This window comes from Paracoccus sanguinis (assembly GCF_012689545.1).
Lineage (GTDB): Bacteria > Pseudomonadota > Alphaproteobacteria > Rhodobacterales > Rhodobacteraceae > Paracoccus > Paracoccus panacisoli.
In genome coordinates this window covers 2,470,558-2,484,550 of record NZ_CP051542.1, presented here as the reverse complement: position 1 = coordinate 2,484,550, position 13,993 = coordinate 2,470,558, and the positions used below count along the sequence as shown (strand labels likewise).

The window sequence follows — 13,993 nt, the reverse complement described above, 5'->3', positions numbered from 1 at the left end:
AGTTGATCCGTGTCAGAGTGGTGTCAGGATTTCCTGCGATAATCGGCGCAGACACCGGACCAGCCAAGGGAGAGTCAGATGACCCCGCGCACCCTGCTTTATCTCACCAGCGCCCTGCTCGTGATCGGCCCCGCGGCGATGGCGCAGACCGCCGACCCGGCCGCCGCGCAGGCCGACCAGGCGGCGGCGGCGCAGGCCCAGGACACGGGTGCGGCGCCCGCCACGGACCCGGCCGCCGCGGCGACCGCCGAGACGCCCGCGACGGCAGCCGCGCCCGCGGACGTCGCCGGGACCAAGGTCGCGCCCGCCGCCGACCCGCAGTCCGAGGCGATGGCCGCGGCACTCGCCGCCTCGCCCGATGCCGAGCTGCGGACGGCGGCGAGCGAGCTCTTCAAGCCGATCCCGCGAGCGGCGGAACTCCCGCACGGCGCCGCGATGACCCGGGCCAAGATCGACCTCGGCGCGATGCTGTTCTTCGATCCGCGGATGTCGCGCTCGGGCGTGTTCTCGTGCCAGTCCTGCCACAACATCGGCATGGGCGGGGTGGACGGGCTGGAAACCTCGATCGGCCACGGCTGGCAGCAGGGGCCGCGCAACGCCCCAACGATGCTTAACTCGGTCTTCAACGTCGCCCAGTTCTGGGACGGCCGGGCCGAGGATCTGGCCGCGCAGGCCAAGGGTCCGGTGCAGGCGGGCGTCGAGATGAACAACACGCCCGAGCACCTGATCTCGACCCTGAAGTCGATGCCGGGCTATGCGGACGCCTTCAAGGCGTCGTTCCCGGGTGAGGACGACCCCGTCACCTTCGACAACTTCGCCCACGCCATCGAGGCGTTCGAGGCGACGCTGCTCACCCCCAACAGCCCGTTCGACCAGTGGCTGCAGGGCACCGACGGCGCCATGACCGAGCAGGAGAAGCGCGGCCTCAAGGCGTTCATCGACACCGGCTGCTCGACCTGCCACGCGGGCGTGAACTTCGGCGGCGAGGGCTACTATCCCTTCGGCCTGGTCGAGGCACCCGACGCCAGCATCCGCCCCGAGGGCGACATGGGCCGGTTCAAGGTCACCAACACGCAGGACGACGAGTATGTGTTCCGCGCGGCCCCCTTGCGGAACGTGGCGATCACCGCGCCCTACTTCCACTCGGGCAAGGTCTGGAACCTCGAAGAGGCGGTGAAGGTCATGTCGAACGCCCAGCTCGGGACCGAGCTGGCCGAGGATCAGGCGAAGGACATCGTGGCCTTCCTCGGGACGCTGACCGGCGAGCAGCCGCAGATCGTCCACCCGACGCTGCCCGTGCGTGCGGTCGAGACGCCGCACCCCGAGCCGATCGACCTGCCGGCCCAGACCGGCGCGGTCGCGCCGCAGGGCGCCGACGCGGCGGCCCCGGCGAGCAACTGACGGCCATCGCGACGGTATGAAAAGAAGGGGCTGCCCGCTGGGGCAGCCCCTTTTTCGTCTGTGGAGGGGTAGGGGTTCAGCCCTTGCCGGCTTCGACGGCGATGTCGAAGGAGATCTCGTCCGACACGGCCGGCACGAAGGCGCCGAGGCCGAACTCCGAACGGTTGATCTTGCCCTCGATGTCGAACCCGGCGACGGGCTTGCCGGTCATCGGGTGGGCGCCGGCCTCGGTGATCTCGACCTCGAGCGTGACCGGGCGGGTGACGCCGTTCAGCGTCAGGTCGCCGGTGACCTTGGCCTCGTCGTCATCGCCGCGCACGACCTCGGTCGAGACGAAGGTGACGCGGGTGTCGGGCGTCTGGCCCTTGAAGAAGTCGTCCGACAGCAGATGGGCGTCGAGCGCCGGGGCGACGGTGCGGATGGCGCTCAGCGGAAAGCTCGCCTCGACCCTGGATTTGGTCGGATCGGCCTCGTCCAGCGTCACGGTCCCGGTGACGCCGTTGATCACTCCGCGACTCGTGGAGAGCCCGAGGTGGTTGTAGGAGAACACGATCTGGCTGTGCTCGGGGTCGAACGCATAGGTGCCGCTGATGCTCGCGGGGATGGCCGACGCATCGGCGGCCGCCGCCGGGGCGGGCGCGGCGGGCGTGTTCGCGGCGGGCGCCTCGGTCGTGGCGGGGGCCGCGGGCGCGGCCGGGGCGGCCTGAGCGAGGGCGGCGCCCGAGAGGGTGCAGCCGAGCAGGGCGGCCAGCGCGGTGGACCGCAGGGCGTTGGCGGCGGGGGAAAGGGCGTGAAGGGCGGTCATGGGCCGGTCTCCTCAAGCAAATCGGGCCACAGGGGCGCGGGAATGGGGCCGGCGCGTCGCGCACCGGGCGGGGCGTCTTCGGCCCGAACCCCCGGCAGCCGATCGGGTTCCCCCCCGGGCCGGTCCCTTCCCTGCGGCGCCTCGGGCGCGCCACGACGGCGGTTGCATCCGCGCGGCGCCTCTGTATAAGGCCCCATCCTTCCGCAATTTGCGAAACCGGCGCAGCCTCTCGTGGCGGGGCGCGGAAGGCATCACCCGCCTATGAAGCGCGCCCGAGACGAAAAGGGATTGCCATGCCGCTTTACGAGCATGTGCTGATCGCCCGCCAGGACCTGTCGAACGCGCAGGCCGAAGGGCTGGTCGAACATTTCTCGACGGTGCTCGCCGACAACGGCGGGACGGTCAAGGACAGCGAATACTGGGGTGTCCGCACCCTCGCCTACAAGATCAACAAGAACCGCAAGGGCCACTACGCCTTCCTGCGCACCGACGCCCCCTCGGCCGCGGTGCAGGAGATGGAGCGTCTGGCCCGCCTGCATGACGACGTGATGCGCGTCCTGACCGTCCGCGTGGACGAGCACAAGGACGGCCCGTCGGTGCAGATGCAGCGCCGTGACGAGCGCGAAGGCCGCGACCGCCGCGACGACCGCGGCCCGCGCCGGGACGACCGGGGAGATCGCGGGGACCGGGGCGACCGCGGGGATCGCGGCGACCGGGGTGATCGCGGCGACCGTGGCGACCGGGGTGGCGAGCGCACCGAGCGCGCGCCCCGCGACGACCGCAACTGAGGCTTGAGGAGCGACCACAATGGCGACCAAACCGTTTTTCCGCCGCCGGAAAGTCTGCCCCTTCTCGGGCGAGAACGCGCCGGCCATCGACTACAAGGACACCCGTCTGCTGCAGCGCTACATCAGCGAACGCGGCAAGATCGTGCCCTCGCGCATCACCGCCGTCTCGGCCAAGAAGCAGCGTGAGCTGGCCCGCGCCATCAAGCGCGCCCGCTTCCTCGCCCTGCTTCCCTATGCCGTGAAGTGAGGATCTGACCCATGCAAGTCATTCTTCTGGAACGCGTGGCCAAGCTCGGCCAGATGGGCGAGGTGGTGAAGGTCAAGGAGGGCTTCGCCCGCAACTTCCTTCTGCCGCAGGGCAAGGCGATGCGTGCGTCCGAGGCCAACATCGCCGCCTTCGAGGCGAAGAAGGCCGACCTCGCCCAGCGCAACGACGAGACCCGCGCCGAGGCGCAGCAGATCGCCGAATCGCTGGACGGCAAGTCCTTCGTCATCATCCGCTCGGCGTCCGACGCCGGCGCGCTGTATGGCTCGGTGACCCCGCGCGACGTGGCTGATGCCGCCGCCGCCGAAGGCTTCCGGGTCGAGCGTCGCCAGGTCGTGCTGACCGGTCCGATCAAGGATCTGGGCCTGCACACCGTCCGCGTGCACCTGCACCCCGAGGTCGATGCCGAGGTGACCGTCAACGTCGCCCGCTCGCCCGAAGAGGCCGAGCTGCAGGCGTCCGGCAAGTCGATCCAGGATCGCGCCGCCGAAGAGGACGCCGCCGCCGAGTTCGAGATCGCCGAGCTGTTCGACGATCTGGGCGCTGCCGGCCGCGACGAGGACGAGGCGCCGCGCGCCGACCAGGCCTGATCCGGCCTCGCCGCCCCCGCGTGGGGACCGGCGATACCTGATGCGAAAGACCGCGCCCCGGCGCGGTCTTTTTCGTTACGGCATGGGGGATTGCGGGGCACGGGCTGGAACGATCCGCGGCTCGGCCGTGTTGGACAGGCAAAACAACGCCGCCCGCCGCGCGCGCCTCGCGCGGCCCCCAGCAAGGAAGAACCGATGGCCAAGCACCCCGGCGCCGGGCAGATGCCCCAGAACAGCTTCATCCCCGAGGACCGCGGCCTTGGCCGGCGGGTGGACCGGCGGCAGGAAAGCTACGCCCCCTCGCCCTATGCCGCGCAGCGGGTGCTGCCGCATGGCGACGTCTCGCCCGAGGGCGACCGCGCCTGGCCCGAGCCCTCGCTGACCTCGCGCGTGCTGGTCTATGGCGGCGCGGCCGTTGCCGCGGCCGCAGTCACCGCCGGCGCGGTGCTGGCCGTGCGGAAGGTCGCCGACATCGTGTCGGGCAACGACGAGGTGGACCGCGATGCCGACCGCGCCGCCGAGCGTGCTGCCGAGCGCGCCCGCAAGCAGGTCTACGACAGCAGCCGCGGCCGCAGCTCGGCCCCCGCCTTCGCCGCCATGCCCGAGCGTGAGCGCGAGGCGATGCGCGCCCGGGCCCGCAGCCAGGCCGCCGCGGACGACGCCCGTCGTCAGCGGATGCGCGACGAGGCGAAGCGCTCCGAGCGCCCCTCGCGCGCGCCCGAACCGGGCCGCCGTCCCCCCCGCCCCGCGCAGGCACCGCAGCGCAACCTGCTCGGCGAGATCGAGCACACCGCCCAAACCCTGACCCGCAACATCAACGGTATCGTGGGCGCGGTGACGATGGCGATGGCGGCCTTCCGCTCGGTCGCCAACCAGGCCGAGGGCGTCGTGCGCGAGTTCCACGGCACCGCCGACCAGATCCGCGGCTTCCTCGGCACCGCAGGCGCGGGCCGCCCGGAGGCCCCGCGTGCCAGCCGGCCGAGCGACCCGTTCCGCGCCACCCCGCGGCGCGACGTGGTGGACCTGCGCGACCCGAACGACGCGCGGCCGTCCACTCCGGCCGCAGCACAGGGCGACGCGCCGCGGATGCACCGGCTCTGACCGCCGCCTGACGTTCCTCCCTCCCCGGCCGCGCCGCACTGGCGCGGCCCTCGTTTCAGCCCGCGAGACCCGTATGACGCGACCGACCCCTTCCCGTGCCGTGCCTCAGGCGCCCCGCGCCCCGCTGCCGGGTACCACCCCCGCGTCCGAACCGGATGTCTACGCGGCCCTCTTCGGCCCGCTGCCCGACGGGTGGCGGGAACGCAAGGGCTTGCCGCCCGAGCCCGGCGGCGCGGCCGCCAAGGCCGGCACCCGCAAGAGCGGCCAGTCGGGTGCCGCGTCGGGGGACGCCCCCGCCCCCGGACGCCTGCCCGGCCCCGATTCCCCGTGGGAGCTGAGCCGCGAGAGCTGGATCGCGGTCCTCAAGCGCACGGCCACCGAGTTCAGCAAGGACCGCGTGACCTCGGTTTCGGGCGGCGTCACCTTTTTCGCACTTCTGGCCCTCTTCCCCGCGATCACCGCGCTGGTGTCGATCTACGGCCGGATCGCCGACCCGGCGACCATCGCCGACAACCTGTCGCTCCTCGACCGCGTCCTGCCGCCCAGCGCCATCGAGCTGATCGCCGGGCAGGTCACGGCCATCGCCTCGGCGCCGAACACGGCGCTCTCGATCGCGGGGATCGTCTCGATCCTCGCCGCGCTGTGGTCCGCGAACGGCGGGATGAAGGCGCTGATCGACGCGCTGAACGTCGCCTGGTTCGAGACCGAGACGCGCGGCTTCATCCGCCTCAACCTCGTCTCGCTGGGGCTGACGCTCGGGGCCATAGTCGGGATCATGCTGATGCTCGCGGCCATCGCCATCCTGCCCGCGGTCCTCAACGTGATCTTCGCCGGCTCGGCCGCCGAGTCGATCCTGTCCTTCCTGCGCTGGCCGCTCATGGCGGTGCTTCTCATGTTCGGCCTCGCGGTGATCTACCGCTTCGGGCCGAGCAAGGAGGATCCGGAGTGGCAGTGGATCTCGCCCGGCGCGGTCTTCGCCACGCTGGGGCTGATCGTCGCCTCGGTGCTGTTCTCGTGGTACGCCTCGAACTTCGCCAACTACAACGAGACCTACGGCTCGCTGGGCGCCGCCATCGCCATGATGATGTGGCTGTGGATCGCCGCCATCGTGGTGATGACCGGGGCCGAGCTGAACTCGGAAGTCGAGCGGCAGCTCAAGATCGAGAACGGGCTGATCGACCCGGCCGAGGACAAGGCGGCCAAGGATCAGGCCAAGGTCCAGCAGGACAAGGCCAAGGCCGACACCTGATCGCTCGCCGCCCTGACGCAAAAGGCCGCCTCGTCGATGCGAGGCGGCCTTCTTCTTTCCTGCCCGAATATCCCGGGGTGCGGGGCAGAGCCCCGCGATCCCCGAGCCAGGCTCACGCCTCGTCGAGCGACTCGAGCGCCTTTTCCAGCTCTTCCTTGGTCACGCTCTTCTCGGTCACCTTGGCGCCCGAGATGATGTGATCCACGACCTTGTCCTCGAAGATCGGGGCGCGCAGCTGCTGCTGGGCGGCCTCGTTCTGCTGGATGAACTCGAAGAACTGCCGCTCCTGCCCGGGGAAGTTGCGGGCCTGGCGCATGACGGCCTGGGTCATCTCCTGGTCGGTCACGCCGATCTCGGCCTTCTGGCCCACGTCGGCGAGCAGCAGACCGAGGCGCACCCGGCGCTCGGCCAGCTTCTTGTGCTCGTCGGTGGGCTCGATCGAGCCGTGGTTGTGGCCGTGCTCCTCGGGGTGCTCTTCGTGCCAGAGCTGGTGGGCGATCTGCGCCGCCTCGGCCTCGACGAGGCTTTCCGGCAGGTCGAAGCTCACCAGCTCGTCCAGCCGGTCGAGCAGCGCGCGCTTCATCAGCGCCCGGCTCGCGCCCTGGTACTCGGCGCCGAGGCGCTCGGTGATCTGGGTCTTGAGGTCGTCGAGGCTGTCGGCGCCGAACTTCTTGGCCATCTCGTCGTCGATCTCGGCCGCCTTGGGCGACTTGACGGCGTGGACCTTGGTCTCGAACACCGCGTCCTTGCCCTTCAGCGTCGGGTGGCCGTAGTCGTCGGGGAACTTGACGTTCACCTTGACGTCGTCACCGGCCTTGGCGCCGACGAGCTGGTCCTCGAAGCCCGGGATGAACGAGTTCGAGCCGAGCACCAGCGGATAGCCCTCGGCGGTGCCACCCTCGAACGCCTCGCCGTCGACCATGCCCTTGAAGTCGATGGTGACCTGGTCGCCCGACTGGGCGGCCTCGCCCTCGGCGCGGTCGTCAAAGGACTGGGCGTTCTTCGCCAGGTTCTCGAGCGCCTCGGTCACGGCGGATTCGTCGGGGGTGACGGTCAGCCGCTCGAGCTCGACCGACGAGAGGTCGGCCTCGGGGATCTCGGGCAGCAGCTCGTAGGAGACGTTGACGACGACGTCATCGCCTTCGGACCAGCCGGCGCCGTTCTCCATCTCGACCTGCGGCTGCATCGCCGGGCGGGCCTTGGTCTCTTCCATGTGGGCGCGCAGCGCGTCGTCGATCGACTTCTGCATCGCGTCGCCCATGACGCGGGGGCCATAGGTCTTCTTCAGCAGCGCCATCGGCACCTTGCCCTTGCGGAACCCCTTCATCTCGATCTGGGGCTGGGCCTCGGCCAACTGCCGGTCCACCTCGGCGGCCAGATCGGCCGCGGGAAGGGTGAAGCGGTAGCCGCGCTTGAGACCTTGGTTCAGGGTTTCGGTGACCTGCATGGTGCGTCCTTTGTTACCTCGTGGTGCGGGTGAAGGGACTTGAACCCCCACGCCTTGCGGCGCCAGAACCTAAGTCTGGTGCGTCTGCCAGTTCCGCCACACCCGCAATGTCCGACCGGGGCACTGGCAGCACCCCGGAAATCCGGGGCGTTCTAGCAGGGGTGCGGCAGGGGTGCGAGGGGATTCTTGCGCCGCCGGGTGAAGTCGGCCGACCGGGGACGCTGCCCCCGGACCCCCGGGATACTTGGGCAGGAAAGAAGCTGGAACGGCCGGGTCAGAGGCCGAGGTCGCGGAAGACCTCCGGCAGTTGGTCGGGCAGGTCGTCGGCAATGAGGCCGGGGCCGAAGCGGCGGGCGGCCTGTGCGTGGAGGAAGGCGGCCGGCCCCGCGGCATGGAACGGCGGCAGGCCGCGGGCCACCAGCCCGGTGATGATGCCCGCCAGCACGTCGCCCGCCCCGGCGGTGGCGAGCCAGGGGACGTCGTAGGCCGAATGGATGCGCGCCTGCCCGTCCGGGGCGGCGATGACGGTGTCGGGGCCTTTCAGCAGGACCACGGCACCGCAGCGCGCCGCGGCCTCGCGGGCGGCGTCGAGCTTCGAGTAGAGCGGGCCGCGCTGGTCTGCGAGGGCGCGGTGATCATCGCCCAAGGCCTGCCGCTCGGCGGCCGTGGCGTCGACCGGCGGGCCCTCTGCACCGCGCCGCTCGTCGTCGGCAACGGTCATCGTCCGGGGCGGGCGCGGTGCGGCCAGCCGCTCGGCCAGGTCGGGGAACAGGCGCGCGAACTCGCCCCCGTGTGGGGTCAGGACGCATCCCTCATGAAGTCCCTCGAGCCCTCGGGCCGCCAGCGCCGTTAGGGCATCGGCGTCCAGCACGCAGGGGCGTCTGGCAGCAAGCAGCGGGTCGAGCATGGTGCCGGCCCGGTGCACGCCGCAGCCGGGGCCGAGTGCCACCGCCGTGATGCGGCTGTCCGCGAGCAACGCGGCGAGCCCCTCTGCGTCGTCGACGCCCCGCCGCATCAGGGCGTCGGGCGGGCCGGAATGCTCGATCAGCGCGGATTTCGGCGGCGCGAGCGTGACCAGCCCGACGCCCGTGCGCAGGGCGGCGCGCGCGGTCAGGCGGGCGGCGCCGCCGTGGCCGAAGCCTCCGGCGACGATCAGGGCGTGGCCGTGGGTGAACTTGTGGCCGGCATGTTTCGCGAGCCGGGCCGCAGAGAAGCGCCACCGGGTCGCCCGCTCGTCCGCGACATCAAGGGCAGGCCAGACGGCGACGGTGCGGGGGGGGCGCGCTGCCCGGCCATTCTCATATCGCTCTCGCCACTGGCGCAGCCCGATATCCGCCACCACCAGTTCGCCGCAGACCTCGGGCCCCCGTTCCAGCAGGTGGCCGGGCTTGGGGCTGTCGAAGGCCACCGTCATCCGCGCATGCGGTTCGAACCCGCCGGGCTGACGCGGTGCGCCGAGGAAGGCACCGCTGTCGAGGCACAGGCCCGAGGGGCAATCGACTGCGACCACCCGTTCGCGGAAAGAATGCCCGTCCCCGCCCGATCCGCCCATGTAAGCCAGCAATTCCGCTATCTCGCCTTGGGGCGCGCGGGTCAGCCCCGTCCCGAACATCGCATCCACATAGACGTCACAGTTGGGCCCGGCGCGAAAAACGCGGCAGCTCAGCGGCGCGATCTCGCCCATCTCGGCCCACCGCCGCTTCATCTCGGCCGCATCGGGTCCGGGGGTGTTGTCCATCCCCAGCACCCGCACCCGCCAGCCCGTCTGCGCCAGAAGCCGCGCCACCACATACCCGTCGCCGCCATTGTTGCCTGGGCCGCACAGTACCGTGACGCGGCCCGCCTTGGGCCAGCGCAGACGGATATGCCCAGCCACCGCAGCCCCAGCCCGCTCCATCAACTCAAGCCCGGTCACCGCGCCGCTGGCCATCGCCGCGGATTCGAGCGCGCGCATCTCGGCGGTGGTCAAGACTTCGGTCCCGCCGATCCCGCGACTGCTCAAATCTTGTGCACCCTGCCCGTTCACGCGGCGCTCCGTGCCGATTGGCGTCAGCGGTGCCGGAACTGTCCGGCCGCCGCATTGCCCGCGCCGATCAAACCCGCCACCTCATCCCCAACGCAACCCTCACCAAGGACGCCCGCGATGAAAAAGGTCGAAGCGATCATCAAGCCGTTCAAGCTGGACGACGTGAAGGAGGCGCTGCAGGACGCCGGGGTGCAGGGCATGACCGTCACCGAGATCAAGGGCTTCGGCCGCCAGAAGGGCCACACCGAGCTTTACCGCGGGGCCGAATACGTCGTCGACTTCCTGCCCAAGGTGAAGATCGAGATGGTGCTCGCCGACGACCTCGTCGACGCCGCGATCGAGGCCATCATCGGCGCCGCCCGCACCGACAAGATCGGCGACGGCAAGATCTTCGTCTCGCCCATCGAGCAGGCGATCCGCATCCGCACCGGCGAGACGGGCGAAGACGCGGTCTGAGCCGCCCCTTCCCTCCGCCTCGCCCTCACCACGACACTCACGAAACGCCAGGAGACATCATGGCCAAGACGGTCGCCGAGGTCCTTGACCTCATCCAGTCCGAGGAGGTCGCCTATGTCGACGTCCGCTTCACCGACCCCAAGGGCAAGCTGCAGCACGTCACGCTGGACGTGGACCTGATCGACGAGGACTTCTTCGAGGAAGGCTTCATGTTCGACGGCTCGTCCATCGCCGGGTGGAAGTCGATCGACCAGTCCGACATGAAGCTGATGCCCGATCCGGCGTCGGCCTATCTGGATCCCTTCTACGCCGAAAAGACGCTCTGCGTGCACTGCAACGTGGTCGAGCCCGACACCGGCGAGGCCTATGACCGCGACCCCCGCGGCACCGCCGTCAAGGCCGAGGCGTATCTCAAGGCCTCGGGCGTGGGTGATGCGTTCTACTGCGGGCCCGAGGCCGAGTTCTTCATCTTCGACGACGTCCGCTACGCCGTGACGCCACAAAAGGTCAGCTACCAGATCGACGCCGATGCGGCGGCCTGGAACACCGACACCGAGTACGAGATGGGCAACCAGGCCCACCGCGCCGGTCACAAGGGCGGGTATTTCCCGGTCAACCCGATCGACGAGGCGCAGGATATGCGCGGCGAGATGCTGTCCACGATGAAGCGGATGGGCATCAAGGTCGACAAGCACCACCACGAGGTCGCCACCTGCCAGCACGAGCTGGGGATGATCTTCGGCGGGCTGGTCGAGCAGGCCGACAACATCCAGAAGTACAAGTACGTGATCCACAACGTGGCGCACGCCTACGGCAAGACCGTGACCTTCATGCCGAAGCCGATGAAGGGCGACAACGGCTCGGGGATGCACGTCAACATGTCGATCTGGAAGGACGGCAAGCCGCTGTTCGCCGGCGACAAATACGCCGACCTCAGCCAGGAGGCGCTGTATTTCATCGGCGGCATCCTCAAGCACGCCAAGGCGCTGAACGCGCTCACGAACCCGTCGACCAACAGCTACAAGCGGCTGATCCCGGGCTTCGAGGCGCCGGTGCTGCGGGCCTATTCGGCGCGCAACCGCTCGGGCTGCGTCCGTATTCCGTGGACCGAATCGCCCAAGGCCAAGCGCGTCGAGGCCCGCTTCCCCGATCCCTCGGCCAACCCCTACCTGTGCTTCGCGGCGCTGCTGATGGCGGGTCTGGACGGGATCCGGAACAAGATCGACCCCGGCCCGGCCTCGGACAAGGACCTCTATGACCTGCCGCCGGAGGAACTGGACGAGATCCCGACCGTCTGCGGGTCGCTGCGCGAGGCGCTCGACGAGCTCGAGAAGGACATGGACTTCCTGCTCGCCGGCGACGTGTTCACCCGCGACCAGCTGGAAAGCTATATCCGGCTGAAGTGGGAAGAGGTCTATGCCTTCGAGCACACCCCGCACCCGATCGAATACGCGATGTACTACAGCTGCTGAGCAGCGGCTGACCGGACCGGACAGGGCGCCCCGCGGGGCGCCCTTTTTCATGGCGCGGCGTCAGGCCGCAGGACGCGGGCGGGCCGGCTTATGCGGCGTGGCGGATCGGGAACTCGGCCAGCGCGGCGGCCTGGTCGGGCGTCAGGCTCTCCTCGCGGATCACCGCGGTGTGGATCGAGAACACCACCGCCCCCGTCTCGGGCAGGCGAAACAGGCATTGCCGCTCGACCCGGATGAAGGGCAGCGCCGCGTCGGTCGCCCGCCCCTGCGCCTCGGTCCGCGGATTGTGCAGCGGCGCGTTCGAGTGGTGCGCCGTCCCGCGCAAGAGCCCGATCCCCGGCCGCACCCCGTCGAGCAACCGCTGGACCCGGCGCCCCACGTCCTCGGTATAGATCGCCACGGGGCGATGAATCCCCATCATCGGCCGCCCGAACTTTTCGGCCAGCGTCCAGCCGGCCGGAAAGCACAGGATCGCGCCGCCGAGGATATGCTCGCCCGCCGGGCCGGGCAGCATCAGGCAGAAATCCTCGGCGCAGAGCCGCCCCAGCGTCAGCAGCGGCTGGTTCGTGTCGGGCGTAACCTCGACCCCGTCGGGGCGGCGGATGGTCGCGCCGACCGCGTGCCCCCGGCCGGGCAGCAGCCGCAGCACCCAGCGCAGCAGCTCGTCGGCCGCGGGCCGGGCTTCGTCAGACAGCGCGTGGACCGCCTCGGGCCGGGTCTCGATCAGCCGCACCCGCTCGGCCATCTGGGCGGCGTAGGCGTCATCGACGACCAGCCAGTCGTCCTCGGACACGGGGATCGTCCCCGGCAGGCGTCGGGTGCGGGCGTCGGTCCAGGGCGCGAAGCTCAGGCGATTCTGCAGGATCGTGCTCATGGCGCCAGTCAGCGCCGAAGCGCGGGCCGGCGCAATGCGTCCCCGCCGCCCTTCCGGCAGGCGCAAACCGCGGCGCGCCCTGCCCCAGACCGTTGCCCCGCGCGGGGGCTTTGCCTAAACGGCCCCCATCCCCAAGACGAGGCCCGCCATGATCCCCCGCTATGCCCGCCCCGAGATGACCGCGATCTGGTCCCCCGAGACCCGCTTCCGCATCTGGTTCGAGATCGAGGCCCACGCCTCGGACGCCCAGGCCGAGCTGGGCGTCATCCCGCGCGCCAACGCCGAAGCCGTGTGGCGGGCGAAGGACGTCGAGTTCGACGTCGCCCGCATCGACGAGATCGAGGCGGTGACCAAGCACGACGTGATCGCCTTCCTGACCCATCTGGCCGAGCACATCGGCGCCGAAGAGGCGCGCTTCGTCCATCAGGGCATGACCAGCTCGGACGTGCTCGACACCACGCTGAACGTGCAACTCGTCCGCGCCGCCGACATCCTGCTGGCCGACATGGACAAGGTGCTCGCCGCGCTCAAGCGCCGGGCGTTCGAGCACAAGGACACGCTCAGGATCGGCCGCAGCCACGGCATCCACGCAGAGCCGACGACCATGGGCCTGACCTTCGCACGGTTCTACGCCGAGATGTCGCGCGGCCGCGAGCGGCTGGAACGCGCGCGCGCCGAGGTCGCCACCGGCGCCATCTCGGGCGCGGTCGGCACCTTCGCCAACATCGACCCGGCGGTGGAAGAGCACGTCTGCGCGCAGATGGGCCTGACGCCCGAGCCGATCTCGACCCAGGTCATCCCCCGCGACCGCCACGCGATGTTCTTCGCCACGCTCGGCGTCATCGCCAGCTCGATCGAGAACATCGCCATCGAAATCCGCCACATGCAGCGCACCGAGGTGCTTGAGGCCGAGGAGTATTTCTCGCCCGGGCAGAAGGGCTCGTCGGCGATGCCCCACAAGCGCAACCCGGTGCTGACCGAGAACCTGACCGGGCTCGCGCGGCTCGTGCGCATGGCCGTGGTCCCGGCGATGGAGAACGTGGCGCTCTGGCACGAGCGCGACATCAGCCATTCCTCGGTCGAGCGCGGGATCGCGCCCGATGCGACGATCACGCTGGACTTCGCGCTCAACCGGCTGGCCGGGGTGATCGACAAGCTGGTGATCTACCCCGAGAACATGCTGAAGAACCTCAACAAGTTCAAAGGCCTGGTGATGAGCCAGCGGGTGCTGCTGGCGCTGACCCAGGCCGGTGTATCGCGCGAGGACGCCTATCGGCTGGTCCAGCGCAACGCCATGAAGGTGTGGGAAAAAGGCGCCGATTTCCGCGAGGAGCTGCTGGCCGACCCCGAGGTGACGGCGGCGCTCTCGCCCGCCGAGATCGAGGAGAAGTTCGACCTCGGCTATCACACCAGGCACGTCGACACGATCTTCCGCCGGGTTTTCGGCGAAAGCGGAGCGGCGTTCACCGGCTGTTAAGCCGGGCCTGCCATGGTCGGCCGAGAGGGAATCGGGCGGCGT

General features: G+C 70.2%; 13 protein-coding genes and 1 tRNA gene. 9 read left to right on the top strand and 5 right to left on the bottom strand.

The window, feature by feature from the left end; all coding sequences use genetic code 11:
• The first annotated feature begins 330 nt into the window (after positions 1–330).
• A complete protein-coding gene (locus tag HGN31_RS11835) occupies positions 331–1,401 on the top strand; it encodes a cytochrome-c peroxidase (RefSeq protein ID WP_168783928.1) in 1,071 nt (356 codons plus the stop codon).
• Positions 1,402–1,477: 76 nt separating this feature from the next.
• Here HGN31_RS11835 and HGN31_RS11830 read toward each other — a convergent pair whose 3' ends face one another.
• Positions 1,478–2,206 (bottom strand): YceI family protein, encoded by a 729-nt coding sequence (locus HGN31_RS11830; RefSeq protein ID WP_168783314.1) that lies wholly within the window; start codon positions 2,204–2,206, stop codon positions 1,478–1,480.
• Positions 2,207–2,499: 293 nt separating this feature from the next.
• Between HGN31_RS11830 and rpsF the strand changes: the two genes are divergently transcribed.
• The 5 genes from rpsF (at position 2,500) to HGN31_RS11805 (ending at position 6,199) form a co-directional block, all read left to right on the top strand.
• Positions 2,500–2,994 (top strand): 30S ribosomal protein S6, encoded by a 495-nt coding sequence (gene rpsF, locus HGN31_RS11825; RefSeq protein WP_036736128.1) that lies wholly within the window; start codon positions 2,500–2,502, stop codon positions 2,992–2,994.
• Positions 2,995–3,013: 19 nt separating this feature from the next.
• Positions 3,014–3,241 carry a 30S ribosomal protein S18 gene (rpsR, locus tag HGN31_RS11820; protein ID WP_036700444.1) on the top strand — a complete coding sequence of 76 codons (228 nt, stop codon included), beginning with the start codon at positions 3,014–3,016 and terminating at the stop codon, positions 3,239–3,241.
• An 11-nt stretch (positions 3,242–3,252) separates the two neighbouring features.
• Positions 3,253–3,849, top strand: coding sequence for a 50S ribosomal protein L9 (rplI, locus tag HGN31_RS11815; protein WP_036700447.1), 597 nt, complete (start codon positions 3,253–3,255; stop codon positions 3,847–3,849).
• 195 nt (positions 3,850–4,044) lie between these two features.
• On the top strand, positions 4,045–4,950 hold the full coding sequence (locus tag HGN31_RS11810) for a hypothetical protein (RefSeq protein WP_168783313.1): 906 nt from the start codon (positions 4,045–4,047) through the stop codon (positions 4,948–4,950).
• A 73-nt stretch (positions 4,951–5,023) separates the two neighbouring features.
• Entirely contained in the window at positions 5,024–6,199 is a 1,176-nt protein-coding gene (locus HGN31_RS11805; protein ID WP_168783312.1) for a YihY/virulence factor BrkB family protein, read from the top strand.
• Positions 6,200–6,311: 112 nt separating this feature from the next.
• On the opposite strand, the gene tig is transcribed toward HGN31_RS11805, so the two are convergent.
• The 3 genes from tig to HGN31_RS11790 form a co-directional block, all read right to left on the bottom strand.
• Positions 6,312–7,646 carry a trigger factor gene (tig, locus tag HGN31_RS11800; protein WP_036700451.1) on the bottom strand — a complete coding sequence of 445 codons (1,335 nt, stop codon included), beginning with the start codon at positions 7,644–7,646 and terminating at the stop codon, positions 6,312–6,314.
• A 21-nt stretch (positions 7,647–7,667) separates the two neighbouring features.
• Positions 7,668–7,752, bottom strand: a tRNA-Leu gene (locus tag HGN31_RS11795).
• Between the two features lie 168 nt (positions 7,753–7,920).
• Complete coding sequence (locus tag HGN31_RS11790; protein WP_168783927.1) at positions 7,921–9,600, bottom strand: NAD(P)H-hydrate epimerase; 1,680 nt, start codon at positions 9,598–9,600, stop codon at positions 7,921–7,923.
• A gap of 189 nt (positions 9,601–9,789) precedes the next feature.
• Here HGN31_RS11790 and HGN31_RS11785 point away from each other — a divergent pair, with 189 nt between their 5' ends.
• Together HGN31_RS11785 and glnA are read left to right on the top strand one after the other, a co-directional pair.
• A complete protein-coding gene (locus HGN31_RS11785) occupies positions 9,790–10,128 on the top strand; it encodes a P-II family nitrogen regulator (protein ID WP_036700453.1) in 339 nt (112 codons plus the stop codon).
• 59 nt (positions 10,129–10,187) lie between these two features.
• Positions 10,188–11,600 (top strand): type I glutamate--ammonia ligase, encoded by a 1,413-nt coding sequence (glnA, locus tag HGN31_RS11780; RefSeq protein ID WP_168783311.1) that lies wholly within the window; start codon positions 10,188–10,190, stop codon positions 11,598–11,600.
• An 88-nt stretch (positions 11,601–11,688) separates the two neighbouring features.
• Here the strand turns inward: glnA and HGN31_RS11775 are convergent, their stop codons facing one another.
• Positions 11,689–12,474: a heme-dependent oxidative N-demethylase family protein gene (locus tag HGN31_RS11775; RefSeq protein WP_168783310.1), complete on the bottom strand. Its 786-nt coding sequence runs from the start codon at positions 12,472–12,474 to the stop codon at positions 11,689–11,691.
• A gap of 148 nt (positions 12,475–12,622) precedes the next feature.
• On the opposite strand from HGN31_RS11775, the gene purB reads away from it, so the two are divergent.
• Positions 12,623–13,951: an adenylosuccinate lyase gene (purB, locus tag HGN31_RS11770; RefSeq protein WP_168783309.1), complete on the top strand. Its 1,329-nt coding sequence runs from the start codon at positions 12,623–12,625 to the stop codon at positions 13,949–13,951.
• The last annotated feature ends 42 nt before the right edge of the window (positions 13,952–13,993 follow it).

Coding starts and splice junctions, on each gene's coding strand:
- rplI (WP_036700447.1), top strand. CDS start 3,253: ATGCAAGTCATTCTTCTGGAACGCGTGGCCAAGCTCGGCCAGATGGGC.
- HGN31_RS11810 (WP_168783313.1), top strand. CDS start 4,045: ATGGCCAAGCACCCCGGCGCCGGGCAGATGCCCCAGAACAGCTTCATC.
- HGN31_RS11785 (WP_036700453.1), top strand. CDS start 9,790: ATGAAAAAGGTCGAAGCGATCATCAAGCCGTTCAAGCTGGACGACGTG.
- rpsR (WP_036700444.1), top strand. CDS start 3,014: ATGGCGACCAAACCGTTTTTCCGCCGCCGGAAAGTCTGCCCCTTCTCG.
- rpsF (WP_036736128.1), top strand. CDS start 2,500: ATGCCGCTTTACGAGCATGTGCTGATCGCCCGCCAGGACCTGTCGAAC.
- glnA (WP_168783311.1), top strand. CDS start 10,188: ATGGCCAAGACGGTCGCCGAGGTCCTTGACCTCATCCAGTCCGAGGAG.
- HGN31_RS11835 (WP_168783928.1), top strand. CDS start 331: ATGGCCGCGGCACTCGCCGCCTCGCCCGATGCCGAGCTGCGGACGGCG.
- purB (WP_168783309.1), top strand. CDS start 12,623: ATGATCCCCCGCTATGCCCGCCCCGAGATGACCGCGATCTGGTCCCCC.
- tig (WP_036700451.1), bottom strand. CDS start 7,646: ATGCAGGTCACCGAAACCCTGAACCAAGGTCTCAAGCGCGGCTACCGC.
- HGN31_RS11790 (WP_168783927.1), bottom strand. CDS start 9,600: ATGCGCGCGCTCGAATCCGCGGCGATGGCCAGCGGCGCGGTGACCGGG.
- HGN31_RS11775 (WP_168783310.1), bottom strand. CDS start 12,474: ATGAGCACGATCCTGCAGAATCGCCTGAGCTTCGCGCCCTGGACCGAC.
- HGN31_RS11805 (WP_168783312.1), top strand. CDS start 5,024: ATGACGCGACCGACCCCTTCCCGTGCCGTGCCTCAGGCGCCCCGCGCC.
- HGN31_RS11830 (WP_168783314.1), bottom strand. CDS start 2,206: ATGACCGCCCTTCACGCCCTTTCCCCCGCCGCCAACGCCCTGCGGTCC.